15 protein-coding genes and 1 riboswitch are annotated in these 14,293 nt (G+C 63.5%); of the genes, 10 read left to right on the top strand and 5 right to left on the bottom strand.

The annotated features are described in order from the left end of the window. Positions 1 to 12 precede the first annotated feature (12 nt). Positions 13 to 909 carry a LysR family transcriptional regulator gene (locus V6M61_RS10865; RefSeq protein ID WP_332776590.1) on the top strand — a complete coding sequence of 299 codons (897 nt, stop codon included), beginning with the start codon at positions 13 to 15 and terminating at the stop codon, positions 907 to 909. Positions 910 to 970: 61 nt separating this feature from the next. Here the strand turns inward: V6M61_RS10865 and V6M61_RS10860 are convergent, their stop codons facing one another. Continuing rightward, on the bottom strand, positions 971 to 2,275 hold the full coding sequence (locus tag V6M61_RS10860; protein ID WP_332776589.1) for a D-amino acid dehydrogenase: 1,305 nt from the start codon (positions 2,273 to 2,275) through the stop codon (positions 971 to 973). Between the two features lie 221 nt (positions 2,276 to 2,496). Continuing rightward, positions 2,497 to 2,588: riboswitch (glycine riboswitch) on the bottom strand. A gap of 107 nt (positions 2,589 to 2,695) precedes the next feature. Here V6M61_RS10860 and argS point away from each other — a divergent pair. From argS to V6M61_RS10820, 8 genes are all read left to right on the top strand, one after another. Further along, on the top strand, positions 2,696 to 4,381 hold the full coding sequence (argS, locus tag V6M61_RS10855) for an arginine--tRNA ligase (protein ID WP_332776588.1): 1,686 nt from the start codon (positions 2,696 to 2,698) through the stop codon (positions 4,379 to 4,381). Positions 4,382 to 4,434: 53 nt separating this feature from the next. After that, the gene (locus V6M61_RS10850) at positions 4,435 to 5,070 is read left to right on the top strand and encodes an SPOR domain-containing protein (protein ID WP_332776587.1); all 636 of its coding nucleotides are present in this window, start codon (positions 4,435 to 4,437) and stop codon (positions 5,068 to 5,070) included. Between the two features lie 107 nt (positions 5,071 to 5,177). Beyond that, entirely contained in the window at positions 5,178 to 5,912 is a 735-nt protein-coding gene (locus V6M61_RS10845; protein WP_332776586.1) for a thiol:disulfide interchange protein DsbA/DsbL, read from the top strand. A 161-nt stretch (positions 5,913 to 6,073) separates the two neighbouring features. Then, positions 6,074 to 6,706 (top strand): lipopolysaccharide transport periplasmic protein LptA, encoded by a 633-nt coding sequence (gene lptA, locus V6M61_RS10840; RefSeq protein WP_332776585.1) that lies wholly within the window; start codon positions 6,074 to 6,076, stop codon positions 6,704 to 6,706. Between the two features lie 248 nt (positions 6,707 to 6,954). Then, the gene (lptB, locus tag V6M61_RS10835; protein WP_332776584.1) at positions 6,955 to 7,728 is read left to right on the top strand and encodes an LPS export ABC transporter ATP-binding protein; all 774 of its coding nucleotides are present in this window, start codon (positions 6,955 to 6,957) and stop codon (positions 7,726 to 7,728) included. A gap of 142 nt (positions 7,729 to 7,870) precedes the next feature. Then, positions 7,871 to 9,406 (top strand): RNA polymerase factor sigma-54, encoded by a 1,536-nt coding sequence (locus tag V6M61_RS10830; protein ID WP_332776583.1) that lies wholly within the window; start codon positions 7,871 to 7,873, stop codon positions 9,404 to 9,406. Positions 9,407 to 9,485: 79 nt separating this feature from the next. After that, complete coding sequence (locus V6M61_RS10825) at positions 9,486 to 10,811, top strand: THUMP domain-containing class I SAM-dependent RNA methyltransferase (protein WP_332776582.1); 1,326 nt, start codon at positions 9,486 to 9,488, stop codon at positions 10,809 to 10,811. Between the two features lie 108 nt (positions 10,812 to 10,919). Beyond that, positions 10,920 to 11,330 (top strand): putative toxin-antitoxin system toxin component, PIN family, encoded by a 411-nt coding sequence (locus V6M61_RS10820; RefSeq protein WP_332776581.1) that lies wholly within the window; start codon positions 10,920 to 10,922, stop codon positions 11,328 to 11,330. Between the two features lie 99 nt (positions 11,331 to 11,429). Here V6M61_RS10820 and V6M61_RS10815 read toward each other — a convergent pair whose 3' ends face one another. The 4 genes from V6M61_RS10815 to V6M61_RS10800 are packed head-to-tail and all read right to left on the bottom strand — an operon-like array spanning position 11,430 to position 12,843. Then, complete coding sequence (locus V6M61_RS10815; protein WP_332776580.1) at positions 11,430 to 11,753, bottom strand: type II toxin-antitoxin system HicB family antitoxin; 324 nt, start codon at positions 11,751 to 11,753, stop codon at positions 11,430 to 11,432. After that, positions 11,750 to 11,998, bottom strand: a complete 249-nt coding sequence (locus V6M61_RS10810) for a toxin HicA (RefSeq protein WP_332776579.1) — start codon at positions 11,996 to 11,998, stop codon at positions 11,750 to 11,752. Before V6M61_RS10810 ends, V6M61_RS10815 begins: the two co-directional genes overlap by 4 nt. Before the next feature lie 51 nt (positions 11,999 to 12,049). Further along, complete coding sequence (locus V6M61_RS10805) at positions 12,050 to 12,571, bottom strand: GNAT family N-acetyltransferase (protein WP_332776578.1); 522 nt, start codon at positions 12,569 to 12,571, stop codon at positions 12,050 to 12,052. Next, a complete protein-coding gene (locus V6M61_RS10800) occupies positions 12,571 to 12,843 on the bottom strand; it encodes a type II toxin-antitoxin system TacA family antitoxin (RefSeq protein ID WP_332776577.1) in 273 nt (90 codons plus the stop codon). Before V6M61_RS10800 ends, V6M61_RS10805 begins: the two co-directional genes overlap by 1 nt. A gap of 151 nt (positions 12,844 to 12,994) precedes the next feature. On the opposite strand from V6M61_RS10800, the gene V6M61_RS10795 reads away from it, so the two are divergent. Next, positions 12,995 to 13,822, top strand: coding sequence for a UPF0149 family protein (locus V6M61_RS10795; RefSeq protein WP_332776576.1), 828 nt, complete (start codon positions 12,995 to 12,997; stop codon positions 13,820 to 13,822). The last annotated feature ends 471 nt before the right edge of the window (positions 13,823 to 14,293 follow it).

The following is a 14,293-nucleotide window of genomic DNA, read 5'->3' as shown; positions in this document are numbered from 1 at the left end:
TATGGTCAATGCATGGCTACACCCGATCTCAACTTGCTTGTCACCCTGGATGTGCTGCTCGCAGAAGGCAGCGTGGCGCGCGCAGCCCAGCGCTTGCGGCTGAGCCCGTCGGCGATGAGCCGGGCGCTGGCGCGGTTGCGCGAGACGACGGGCGATCCGCTGCTGGTCAGGGCCGGGCGCGGCCTCGTTCCCACGCCCCGGGCGATAGCACTGCGCGAGCAGGTCGGCCAGCTCGTGCAGGACGCGGAAGCGGTGCTGCGCCCCGTGGAGAAGCTCAAGCTCAAGAAGCTGGTCCGAACCTTCACGCTGCGGACCCGCGAAGGCTTTGTGGAGAACTTCGGACCAGACCTGATTGCCCGCGTCAGCCAGGAGGCGCCCGGCGTGCGGCTGCGCTTCGTGCAGAAGTCAAATAAAGACAGCGCCCCACTTCGCGACGGAACCGTCGATCTGGAAACCGGCGTTGTAGGGAAGACGACTGCACCAGAGTTGCGTGTGCAGGCCTTGTTCCGGGACCGCTTCATCGGCGTCATGCGAGCGGGGCACCCGCTGAGCCAGGGCGAGATCACGCCGGCCCGTTATGCGGCCGGCAGGCACATCGGTGTCTCGCGGCGGGGTCTGGGCGCGGAGCCGGTGGATGAAGCCTTGGTGCCGCTCGGGCTGCAAAGGGAGATCGCCACCATCGTCGGCGGCTTTTCGGCCGCGCTGGCGCTGGCCAGGGCCTCCGACCTGATCGCCAGTGTTCCCGAACGGCATACCGGAAACCTGCGCGCCGGCATGCACAGTTTTCCCCTTCCGGTCCCCACGCCGGAGATCACGGTGTCGTTGCTCTGGCACCCGCGGCTGGATGCCGATCCGGCGCATCGTTGGCTGCGCGGGTGTGTTCGGGATGCCTGCGCGGCGATCCGCTGAAGGGGTAAGCCTCCCGCAGGCAGATCGCTAGCGCAGCCGCGCAAATCGGGTGGCAGCCGGTTCACGCCTGTGTTGCGGGCTTGCCCAGTGACACAAGTTTGCGCTCGGGCACCCGGCCGGTGAAGGCAAAGTCCACCTGCGGCGCACGCCCGCTGACGATGTCGGCAATCGCGGCGCCCGAGCCGCAGGAGTGCGTCCAGCCCAGCGTGCCATGGCCGGTGTTGAGGAACAGGTTGATGGTTTGGGAGCGGCCGATGTAGGGCACGTTGGACGGCGTGGCCGGGCGCAGGCCGGTCCAGTACTGCGCGTTCCGGCCGTCGGTCATGTCAGGGAAGAGCTGGCGCACGCGCCGCACAATCGCCTCGCAGCGCACCAGGTTCAGCTCGGTGCTGTAGCCGTTCAACTCGGCCGTGCCCGCAATGCGCAGGCGGTTGCCCAGGCGCGAAAACACCAGCTTGTACTCGTCATCGGTCAGCGACACGTGGTAGGACGCGGCCTCGTTGATGACCGGCAGCGTGACCGAATAGCCCTTGGCCGGGTAAATCCGCAAGGTCTGGCCCAGCAGCTTGGCCCATTGCGGGCTGTAGGCGCCCAGGCACATCACATAGGCATCGGACTTGAGCTTGCTCACCACGCCTTCGGCATTGGCAATCTGCACCGCCGTCAGCGTATCGCCTACCTTGTGCGCGCCGACGATGCGGGTGTTGTACAAAAAATTCACACCCGCGTCTGCGCACAGGGCGGCCAGCTGGCGCGTGAAGGCGTGCGCGTCACCCGATTCGTCGCTGGGCGTCATGCTGCCACCGACGATTTGCGCGCGGCTGGCCGCCAGCGCGGGCTCGATGGCCACGCATTCGTCGGGCGTCTTCATGTCCAGCTCGCAGCCGTACTCGCGCATCACGGCGGCCGGGCCCTGGGCGTCGGCGTACTCCTGCTCGCTGGTGTAGAAGTGCAAGATCCCTTCGGTCTTTTGCTGGTAGTCCATGCCGGTGTCGGCGCGCAGTTGTTGCAGCGTGGCCCGGCTGTACAGGCCCAGGCTCACCATCTGCTTGATGTTGTGGCGGGTGCGGCCCGGCGTGCACTGGCGCAAAAAGTCCAGGCTCCACAGCCACTGGTTCAAATCGGGCCGCAGGCGAAACAGCAGCGGCGCGTCTTCGCGCATCAGCCATTTCAGCACTTTCATGGGGGCGCCGGGGTTGGCCCAGGGCTCGGCATGGCTGACCGAAATCTGGCCGCCATTGGCAAAGCTGGTTTCCAGGCCGGCACCCGGCTGGCGGTCGACCACGGTGACCTCGTGGCCGGCCTGGCGCAAAAACCAGGCGGACGTGATGCCGGTCACGCCGGCGCCTAAAACTGTGACTTTCATAGCAGAACTCCAAAGAAAACAAGGCAACAGGCCAATACTGGCGTGCGCAAGCAGCTATGAAATTGATAGTGAATTTCAGGGCGGCAGCGTGCACCAGTGCTGGTGCCGCTCCCACTGTCCTTGGTACCTGAGAGATTCAGCCCGTGTCAGCGGGTGCTGAGCTGCGGGCTTTGCTCCTTCGGTGGCGGCAGCTTTGCGCTGCAGCTCTCTCCAGATTCGGCATGTTTCATTCAATACAGGGGCCTGAGCGATCATGGGAGATTGCGCCTTCGGCGGCGGGTGCAGGACACCCGCGCTCTCTTGAATGAAGCCCGATTCTCGCATATTGCCCGGGCGCCGGCCAGAAGCGCATAAGCGCCTCGGGGGGCAGTGCATTACACGCAGTGAAAAGCGTGGGGGCCACACCTTTAAAATCGCTTTATGCTTCAAATCAAACAAGACCTGCTGGACGCCCTGGGCCAGGCCCTCAAAACCATGGCGCCTGACAGTACCGTGGCGGCCGCGTTCGAGTCGCCCAAGGTGGCGGCCCATGGCGACTTTGCCTCTACAGCGGCCATGCAGTTGGCCAAACCGCTCAAGCTCAACCCGCGCCAGGTGGCGGAAAACCTGCGCGCGCTGCTGCTCCAATCCGCAGCGTTTGCGCGCTGGGTCGACAGCATAGAGATTGCCGGCCCCGGCTTCATCAATTTCCGGCTCAAGCCGGCCGCCAAGCAGGAAACCGTGCGCGAGGTGCTGGCGGAGCAGGCGCAGTACGGCGTCCAGCCTGTCGCCAAGGACCGGCACATGCTGGTCGAATTTGTCTCGGCCAATCCGACCGGCCCGCTGCACGTGGGCCATGGCCGGCAGGCCGCGCTCGGCGATGCGATCTGCAACCTGTTTGCGACGCAGGGCTGGGATGTGTACCGCGAGTTTTATTACAACGACGCCGGCGTGCAGATCCAGACCCTGGCCACCAGCACGCAGGCCCGCGCCAGGGGCCTCAAGCCCGGCGACGCCGGCTGGCCCGACCCGGCCTACAACGGCGACTACATTGGCGAGATTGCCAATGACTTTCTGGCCCGCAAAACCGTCCGCTCGGACGACCGCGAGTTCACCGCCTCCGGGGATATCGAAGACCTGGACGCCATCCGCCAGTTTGCCGTGGCCTATTTGCGCCACGAGCAGGACCTGGACCTGCAGGCCTTCTCGGTCAGATTTGACAACTACTACCTCGAGTCCAGCCTGTACAGTTCGGGCCGCGTGGACCGTGCGGTGCAAAAGCTCAAGGACGCGGGCAAAACCTATGAGCTCGATGGGGCGCTGTGGCTCAAGTCCACCGACTACGGCGATGACAAAGACCGCGTCATGAAAAAGAGCGACGGCAGCTACACCTACTTTGTGCCCGATGTCGCCTACCACCTGGCCAAATGGGAGCGGGGCTACAGCAAGGCCATCAACATCCAGGGCATGGACCACCACGGCACCATCGCCCGCGTGCGCGCCGGCCTGCAGGCGGCCGGCGAGGGCATTCCGGCCGGCTACCCCGACTACGTGCTGCACACCATGGTGCGCGTGATGCGCCACGGCGAGGAAGTGAAGATCTCCAAGCGTGCCGGCAGCTACGTCACGCTGCGCGACCTGATCGAGTGGACCAGCAAGGACGCGGTGCGCTTCTTCCTGCTCAGCCGCAAGCCCGACACCGAGTACGTGTTTGACATTGACCTGGCGCTGGCCAAAAACAATGAAAACCCGGTGTACTACGTGCAGTATGCGCATGCGCGCATCTGCTCGATTCTCAGCACCTGGGCCGCTCAGGGCGGTGGTGAGAGCCAGCTCAAAGGTGTGGACCTGTCGCCCCTGGACAGCCCGCAGGCGCAGACGCTGATGTTGCTGATTGCCAAATACCCCGAGATGCTGACCGGGGCGGCAACGGGTTTTGCGCCGCATGATGTGGCGTTCTACCTGCGCGAACTGGCCGCCTGCTACCACAGCTATTACGATGCCGAGCGAATTTTGGTCGATGACGAAGCCGTCAAGCTGGCGCGGCTGGCGCTGGTCGCGGCCACCGCGCAGGTGTTGCACAATGGACTGGCAGTGTTGGGCGTGAGTGCGCCCCGCAAGATGTAAGCAAACATAAATAAATAAAGCCGAAGTGGGCAAGCAAGGAAACTGGGCAAGCTATGAGCAAACAACGAGGCAATACCCTGGTGGGGTTCATCATCGGGGCGCTGGTGGGGCTGGGGGCCGCGCTGGCGGTGGCGGTGTACATCACCAAGGTGCCGGTGCCCTTCATGAACAAGGGGCAGCAGACACGCAACCCTGACCAGGATGCCAGCGAGGCCAAGAAGAACAAGGACTGGAACCCCAATGCGGCCCTGTCCGGCAAGAACCCGGTCAAGCCCTCTGAGGCCTCGGGCCCGGTCACCAACAGCCCCGTGCCGCCAGAGCCCGCCACCACCTCCAAGCCCGTGGCCGACCCGGCGGCCGCCAAAACGGCGAAACCGGCCGTGTCTGCCGATCCGCTGGGCGATCTGGCCAGGGAGAAGGCAGACGCCGCGCCGGCGGGCGCTGGCGTGGACCCGTTCAATTACTTCGTGCAGGCCGGGGCTTTTCGCACCCCTGAAGATGCCGAGCAGCAGCGCGCCAGGCTGTCCCTGCTGGGCTTGCAGGCCAAAGTCACCGAGCGCGAACAGTCGGGCCGTACCGTGTACCGCGTGCGCCTGGGCCCGTTTGACAAAAAAGAGGATGCCGACAAGGTCAAGGAAAGACTGGACAGCAACGGCATTGAAACCGCCCTGGTCCGGACCCAGCGTTAACCCGGGCGCTGAACTTTTTTGAACCGGGCTATCAAACCTCTAGCCCGACGCCCTGAAGCCGCTGTTACAGCGGCGGGTGTTTTCCGAAAACCCAGGAGAAAAACTTGATGCAACGACGTGAATTTTCGCTTTCAGCCGCCTCTGTAGCCGCAGCCACCACCTTGGGCACGCTGGCGCTGCCCACCCTGGCCCAGGCGCAGGGCGCAGGACTGAAAGAAGGCTCCGACTACCTGGTGCTCGACAAGCGCGCGCCGGTGGAGGCCCCGGCGGGCAAGATCGAAGTGGTTGAGTTTTTCTGGTACAGCTGTCCGCACTGCAACGTCTTTGAGCCCCAGCTGGAAGAGTGGATTAAAAAAGCACCGGCAGATGTCGCGGTGCGGCGCGCGCCGGTGGCTTTTCGCCCCGACTTTGAACCGCAGCAGCGTCTTTATTTTGTGCTCGAAGGCCTGGGCAAGGTCGAGGCGCTGCACAAAAAAGTGTTTTACGCGATCCATGTGGAAAAACAGGCGCTCAACACGGCCGAGAGCATTGCGGCCTGGGCTGCCAAGCAGGGCCTCGACAAGGCCAAATTCGTCGAAATGTACAACTCGTTCACGGTCAGCACCAAGGTTCGCAAAGCCACCCAGCTGCAGGACGCCTTTGCGGTAGACGGCGTGCCTGCATTGGGCGTGGATGGCCGTTACTACACCTCCGGTACGCTGGCGAAAACCATGCCGCGCGCGCTGCAGGTGGTCGATGCCCTGGTGGCTGAAGTGCGCAAAACCCTGCCCAAGGCAGCGCCTGCCGCCCCGGCTGCCAAAAAACCGGCTGCTCAGCCTCAGCCGGCCAAAAAGGCGGGCTAGCCAGCGCGCCGGTCCGGGCGGTCAGCCCGCACATACCGCAGACCCGTTAGTCCCGCGCCCAGTGCCGGTTTAACGGGTTTTTTTGTGGGATTTTCGCGGGCGCCGTGGGTGGCAGCCGCTACAATTGTCAGGAAAGCTGGCAAAAGCAAGATTTGTGCCTTATGAAAAAACCTCTTCTCTCAAGCTGCCTGCCTTGGCTTCTGGCGCTGACCCTGTCGACGGCGGCGCTGGCCGAGAAAGCCGACCGCGACAAGCCCATGAATGCCGAGGCCGATGCCTTGCGCTATGACGATCTCAAGCAAACCAGTGTGTTCACGGGCAAGGTGGTGATTACCAAGGGCACCATCATCATCCGCGGTGAACGGGTGGACGTGAAGCAGGACCCGGAGGGCTACCAGCAGGCGGTGGTGACCGCCGCGCCGGGCAAGCTGGCTTACTACCGCAGCAAGCGCGACGGGGTGGACGAGTTCATCGAAGGCGAAGCGGAAATCATCGAATACGACAGCCGCCCCGACAACGTCAAGTTCATCAAACGGGCGATATTGCGCCGTTACATGGGCGCGGCGCTGGGCGACGAAACCACCGGCTCCCTGATCGTCTATGAAAACACCACCGATGTGTTCACGGTCGATGGCGGCGTGCAAAACCGCACGGCAGCCAATCCCGGCGGCCGGGTCCGGGCCCTGCTGTCCCCCAGAACACCGGCTTCGGCCGCTGCGCCGGCCCCTGCACCATCGGCCACATCGGCCCCCAGCCTGCGCCCCAGCAGCGCACTGGGCAACGAGAAGAAATAAACCTAGAAACCGCAGTTGACCGCTCATACTCCGCTGGCAAGACCGCATGAACACACACTTATTCGCTCACGCACGAGTTCACCTTTTGGCGGGCAGCGCTACGCACCCGATTGAGCCGCCCTGGCGCGCGCTGGCGGCGTTGCTCCTCCTTGCGGGCATTAGCCCGCAGCGTCGTCACGCCTTGCCAGCCCACCCCATGACGGCCCACTCGGGCGCGTCCAACTGCGGTTTCTAGGTTAAACAAGACGATGGATTTGGCAAGCAATACGGCGTCCGCCCCACCCAGCCGCCTGGTGGCGCAGGGCCTGAAAAAGTCTTACGGCCGCCGTCTGGTGGTGCAGGATGTCTCGCTGGCGGTGCAAAAAGGCGAGGTGGTCGGCTTGCTGGGCCCCAACGGCGCGGGCAAGACCACTTCGTTTTACATGATTGTCGGCTTGGTGCGCGCCGATGCGGGCGAGATCACCATCGACGGCCAGTCGGTCGAGCACATGCCGATTCACCGGCGCTCGCGGCTGGGCCTGAGCTACCTGCCCCAGGAGGCCTCGATTTTTCGCAAGCTCACGGTGGAAGAAAACGTGCGCGCCGTGCTGGAGCTGCAGCATGACGCGTCGGGCCGCCCACTGAGCCGCGATGAGATCCAGCACCGGCTCGATGCCCTGCTGCAGGACTTGCGGGTCGACCACCTGCGCGACTCGCCGGCGCCGGCGCTTTCGGGCGGCGAGCGCCGCCGGGTCGAGATTGCCCGGGCGCTGGCCACCCAGCCGCGCTTCATTTTGCTCGACGAGCCGTTTGCCGGTATTGACCCGATTGCCGTGATCGAGATCCAGCGCATCATCGGTTTCCTGAAATCGCGCGGCATTGGCGTGCTGATCACCGACCACAATGTGCGCGAGACCCTGGGCATTTGCGACCACGCCTACATCATCAGCGATGGCCATGTGCTGGCCACCGGCACCCCTTCGGAAATTGTTGACAACGCAGATGTGCGCCGGGTGTACCTCGGTGAACACTTCAGAATGTAATGGCTCCCCCCCGTCGTTGGCTCACTTCGTGTAGCCCCTTCCCCCCTCAAGGGGGCTGCGCCTGCGGCCCGGCAGAGCCGGTTCCGCGGCCCATGCTTGAAAAATCCACCCAGGCCAGCTTTTGTGTATACGTGGAGGGGCCGTGAAACAAGGCCTGTCATTACGCGTCTCGCAGCACCTGGCGCTCACGCCGCAGCTGCAGCAGTCGATTCGCCTGCTGCAGCTGTCCACGCTGGAGCTGAGCCAGGAAGTCGAGCAGATGCTCGACGAAAACCCGTTTCTGGAACTGGCCGAAGAAGCCGCGCCGCGTGAGGAGTTTGGCTTGGCGCAGGCCGACACGCCGGTCAGTCAGGATAACCATGAGTTCGAATCCGCTACAGATTCCATAGCTGCTGGTGCAGAAGATACAAGGGCTGAAGGCCAAAATGATCTGGAAGTCAGCTCGGAGCCCCGGCTCGAGGACAGCTGGGACGAAGACGGCAGCGTGGAAGCCGCGCCGGATGACAGCGAATGGGGCGGCGACGCGCCCCCGCGCAAAAGCAATGCCGATGACAGTGAGGCCGAAGCGTCCGATCTGGCCAGCAGCCAGGAGTCCCTGCAGGAACACCTGCACCGGCAGGCGCTTGGTTTGCGTTTGTCCGACGAAGACAAGGCGGCCCTGCATTTCCTGATCGAGTCGCTCAACGACGATGGCTATCTGGAAGACAGCCTGGCCTCGCTGGCGGCCGGCCTGGCAGGCGATGACCTGGAGCAGGCCGAAGAACTGGAGCAGCATTTTGCGATGGTCCTCAAGCTGCTGCAGCACATGGAGCCGGCGGGCGTGGGCGCGCGGCATCTGGCCGAGTGCCTGAGCCTGCAGTTGCTCGACTGCAAAAACACCGAGGAGGCCCGGGCGGCGCAGGCCATCTGCCGGCAGCCCATGGAACTGCTGGCCAAGCGCGATGTGAAACGCCTGGCGCACCTGTGCGGGTTTGGCGAAACCGCCATCAAGGGCGCCATTGCCCTGATTGGCCGGTTGGACCCCAAGCCCGGCCGCCGTTTCGTCAATGTGGAGCGCAACCTGATCGTGCCCGATGTGATCGTCGTCAAGTCGGGCCGCGGCTTCAAGGTGCAGCTCAACAGCGACGTGATGCCGCGCCTGCGCGTGCACGACATCTATGCCAACGCCATCAAGCAGCACAAGGGCCAGAACGGCCAGGCCCTGCAGCAGCGGCTGCAGGAGGCGCGCTGGTTCATCAAGAACATCCAGCAGCGCTTTGACACCATCCTGCGCGTGAGCAGCGCCATCGTGGAGCGGCAGAAAAACTTCTTCACGCATGGCGAGCTGGCGATGCGTCCGCTGGTGCTGCGCGAGATTGCCGACGAGCTGGGCCTGCACGAGTCCACCATCTCGCGCGTGACCACGGCCAAGTACATGAGCACGCCCTACGGTACGTTTGAGCTGAAGTACTTCTTTGGCTCGGCACTGGGCACCGAGACCGGTGGCAATGCGTCCAGCACCGCCGTGCGTGCGCTGATCAAGCAGTTTGTCGCGTCGGAGAGCGCCAAAAAGCCGCTGTCCGATAACCAGATTTCCGAAATGCTCAAGGAACAGGGCATTGAATGCGCGCGCCGCACCGTGGCCAAGTACCGCGAGGCTTTGCGCATCGCGCCTGCCAACCTGCGAAAATCACTGTAATGACCCCCACGCTTATCACTTCGTGTACTGCACTGCCCCCCGAGGGGGCTATAGCGCCTTGGGGCGGCCCGGCGGCGCTATGAACCAACTTCAATTGTTTTTGCCGTGTGCTGCCGGCGTCGAAGAGCTGCTGGCGGCCGAGGTCAAGCGGGTGACCGGCATCCAGGGCAAGGCCTGGCGCGCCGGCGTGCAGCTGCAGGCGTCGTGGCGCGACGCGATGCAGCTCAACCTGCACAGCCGCCTGGCCCAGCGCGTGCTGATCGAGCTGCAGCACAACCAGTACCGCAGCGAGCAGGACCTGTACAACGCTGCGGCTAGCGTAGCCTGGGAAATCTGGTTCACGCCCAGGCAGACCTTCAAGGTCGAGATCACCGCGCAGCACAGCCCGCTGACCAGCCTGAACTTTGCAGCGCTCAAGATCAAGGACGCGATTGCCGACCGCTTTCGCGCCAAGTTCGACGTGCGCCCCGATGTGGACACGCGCTGGCCCGACGCGCGCGTGTATGTGCACCTGACGACCGACACCGTCACCATCTACATCGACACCTCGGGCGAGCCGCTGTTCAAGCGCGGCTGGCGCGAAGACAAGGGTGACGCGCCGCTGAAGGAAACCCTGGCCGCCGCCATGATCGCCGCCAGCGGCTGGGACCAGTTGTGCAAGGACGGTGTGCCGCTGTACGACCCCTGCTGCGGCTCGGGCACCATCGCGATTGAGGCCGCGCAAATCGCCTGCAACATGGCGCCGGGGCTGAACCGGCGCTTTGCCTTCCAGAAATTCTTGCCGTTTCAGGGCCATGTCTGGGACGGCCTGTTGAACCAGGCCGAGGCCGCCATCACCGCGCCCAGCGCCCCGGTGTTTGGCAGCGACGTGTCGTTCCGCATGGTGGACTTTGCCGAGCGCAATGCCGAGCGCGCCGGCGTGGCCCATGCCGTGCAGCTGCGCGGCGGCGACGCACTGCAGCGCATGCCGCCCGCGCCCTCGGGCGTGATGCTGGTGAACCCCCCCTACGGCGAGCGGATTGAGGTGGCCGGCGTGGCTGGTGTGCCGGGTGGCCAGCAAAGACAGCAGGGCATGGACGAGTTTGGCCAGCCCGTGCCGAGACCGCAAGGCCGCGCGGGCGGGGTAGGCCGTGAGCAGGCGCAAACCGAAGACGGCACAGACTTCTTTGCGCAGCTGGCCACACACTGGAAAAAGAATTACGCGGGCTGGACCGCCCATGTGCTCACGCCCGACCTGAAGCTGCCGGGCAAGATGCGCCTGAAGGAGTCGCGCCGCGTGCCCATGTGGAACGGCCCGATTGAATGCCGCCTGTTCCGTTTTGACATGGTGGCGGGCTCCGCGCGGGGCAAGCCCGCATCCACGCCCGGTCTTGCTCCCTCTCCCGCTGGGGGAGGGCAGGGGTGAGGGCGGTGCATCACAGGCTTGCCTACAGGCGCGCCATGGTCTTGGGCGCATGAGCCGCCGGGCCGCTCCCAAGGCGAATACCGCAGCGCGTAGCGCGGAGGTTACCCGATGAGCACTCGTCCCATCGTCCTGGACACCAACATCGTCCTCGATGTGTTTGTGTTTAACGACGCGGCGGCGCAACCGGTCAAACAGGGGCTGGAAACCGGTGAACTCGACTGGCTGGCCACCCAGCCCATGCGCGATGAACTGGCGCGCGTGCTGGCCTATCCGCAAATCGTCCCGCGCCTGGATTCTTGCAAGCTGAGCGCAGACGACGTGCTGGCAGCCTTTGACCGACATGCCCGACTGATTGAGGTTGCCGGCAAAGCCAGCGTCATCTGCAGCGACCCGGACGACCAGAAGTTCATCGACCTGGCGGTGGCCGAGCAAGCCATGTTGCTGAGCAAGGACCGCGCCGTGACTTCCATGTCAAAAAGGCTTCTGGTCCGTGGAGTACGAGCACAAGCGGCTATTTAATTCATAGCGTCATGCGCAATGGGAACGGCGATCCGAGACGATTTTCTGGAAATTAAAATTTAATCGCTGGAGTTTGTGACGGGCAAGATATTGCAAGACTCACGCCGCTAACTTCGCGCTTGCCAATCGATTCAGACTGACCCCTTGCTCCGCTGCCATCAGTGCCAGGTTGCGGTGAAGTTGCGGCGGGATGCGTACTCGGAACTCGCCACTGTAGTGCTTCTCAGCCATCGCTTCGGGTACCGGCTCGCCGCTGGCCTGCATGTCTGCCACCACGTCGGCCACTACTTTACTAATGCCTTTGAGCGCGGCCTCGGGTGTTTTTGCCAGCCAGCTTAGCGACGGAAATTCGGCGCACAGGCCCACATGTTCGCCGTCTTCGGGGGACCAGGTGACGCGGTAGGTGTAGTGCTTGATGTTCATGATTTGCCTTGCAGTTTGTCAATGGCTTGCAGGACCTGTCTGACCTGGTAGGGCTTGGCCTTGCCTTTTGCGTTCTGGATGTTGACGCGCGGGTCGCCGGGCCAAGGAGTCTTGAAGATGGCGTGGCTGCTGCCGCTTTGCCGTGGCTTGCCGAAGTAGGCCATGCACACCTTTTTCAGGTCACTGAACCCCACGTTGGCGGGCTCCAGGCGCATCTGTTCCAGAAGTTTTTCCACGCTCGCCATATTCCTGATATGGTGCCACTATTGGCACCATTAGTCAAACCTAAGTTCGGTTCAGGCGAGCGTCTTGCGAATATCCTTGGTCAGCAAATACAGATGGGCCGCATCAATAGGCGAAGGCTCAAAACCGTAGCCCTGGTAAAAGCGCGCGGCCGCCTCGTCCTTGGCATGCACCATCAGCGCGCGGCAGCCAATGACCTCGCAGGCTTGCAGGTATTTCAATAGCGCACTCTGCAACAGGCTGCGCCCCACGCCTTGGCCTTGCGCACGCACATCCACCGCCAGCCGCGCCAACAGCAGCATGGGAATGGGATGGCGGGCCAAGCCTTTGCTCACGCGCTGCGGCACTGCTGCATGTTCAACCGATGCGGCCGCCAGGCTGTAGTAGCCAAACACCCGCCCCTGTGCCAAGGTCACGAAAGTGCGGGCGCTGCCGTTGGTCTGGTTGGCCAGCGCGTAGCGTTGCAAAAACTGGTTGAGCGCCGCTGCGCCGCAGTCAAAAGCCTGGGTGTCGTGCGCAGCCGCAAGAGGCTCGGGCTGGCTGAAGACCAGTGCCTGCTCAGATGGCTCGGCCATCAGGCAAATACGCTGGGCTTGGCAAACAGCCGTTTGAGTCCAGGCAGTTCACGCGCCGGGGCGTCCAGCGCCTGGTTGAGGGCCTTCATTTGGGGCTCGGTCAGCGTGAAACGCGTTTGATCGCCCAACACGCGCGCGGCCGCATCACGCGACGCATTCAAGACAAAGGCGCTGAGGGTCTGGTCCTGCAGCTGGGCTGCTTTTTCCAGAGCGGCTTTGAGTTCTGCCGTGGCGCGGATTTCAATGCGTTCGGCTCGGGTGGAGGCATTCATGGACAGAGGGTTTATCAAGAACGATGTGTAGGTATTATCCGTACAAATTCCGTACATGTCAAACTGCTGCTGGCCGGGCGGCAGGCCACATGGCAGCGCTACACTGCCCACCATAAGAGCCTCGCGCGAGGCTCGGCATCTTATTTCCCCCATGAACCCTCCGTCCTCACCTCCATCCCTCTCCAGCGCAAGCGCAACCCCCCTGCTCGGCCCTGAGGCCTTTGACGAGCTGGACGCCATTCTTGACGAGTTGCGCACGCGCTACGACGAAACACCGCAGTGGGAATTCTGTGAAGGCTTCATGGCGGCCGTGATCTGCTCGCGCCGCCCGATTGCCGAGGACGAATACCTGTCGGTGCTGCTGGCCACGCCCGCCCCCGGCGAAGCGCCCGATGCCGAAGGCGGCTCGTTCGCCAGCGACGCGCAGCGCGAGCGCTTCCTCGCTCTGTGGAAGCAGCGCTGGGACGAGGTCGAAACGGCGCTCGATTCCCAGGTGGACTCGCTGGAAGACGACCGCTGCTACCACCCCGAAGTCATGGACATTCGCGGCGCCGTGGCCGACATGCCGCCCGAGGAGCAGGCCGGTTTCAAGGGCGAAGAGCTGCCGGCCTTCGCCCAGGTCTGGGCGCTGGGTTTCATGTTTGCCGTCGAAAGCTGGCCTGAAGAATGGGCGGCGCCGCGCGACAAGGATGCCGCCCAGTGGCTGGACGGCGCCCTGCAGGCCATCGTGGCCATGACCGAAGACGACGAGGCCGCGCCTGAAGTGTCACCGCTGAGCGAAGACGGCGCGCCCAGCACCAGCATTGCCCGCCTCAACGCTTTTGGCGAAGCGATCTGGGCGGTGTATGACCTGCGCGAGCTCTGGAAAACACTGGGCCCCAAGGTGGAGACCGTGCGCAAAGAGGCCACGCCCGGGCGCAACGACCTGTGCTATTGCGGCAGCGGCAAGAAATACAAGAAGTGCCACGGCGCGGGGTGATGCTGGGGCCTGAAGATGGGGGCTTGATTGCTTCTTATTTTGTAGCGGATGGCGCCCGTATTTAAAGGGCTAGAGGTCGATTTGATGGTCAAAAGGGGGTTTTGACTTTCAAAGCGGGGCAGCGCAGCTCAACGTTGTGGTTGCACGACGTGGAACAGGTCAACGCAGTACTCGGTCGTTGCAATGACGACTTGAACATTGGGCAATGCGCACCTTGACAGCGCCACGCTGCCTCGTGTCCTGTGGCCGTGCGAAAGATATTTCCAGGCAACCGCCTCTGCCGATCCGGGCTCGTCCAACAACCGGTTCAGATCGTGGCTCGCTTCGCGATCACGATCTAACCTTATTCGTTGAGGCTGTAAAAAAACTCCTGGCACGACGTTTGCGGTACATGCGGCCAAGGAGATCGCAACCATGGCCCGCTACAAGCCCCAAGACCACAACAGCCTGCTGTTACCGGTGGTCTTGTCT

The sequence above is a fragment of the Polaromonas sp. genome (genome assembly GCF_036676035.1).
Taxonomy (GTDB): Bacteria; Pseudomonadota; Gammaproteobacteria; order Burkholderiales; family Burkholderiaceae_C; genus Polaromonas.
The sequence above is the reverse complement of the archived record's forward strand: the minus strand, read 5'-3'. Positions and strand labels throughout refer to the sequence as shown.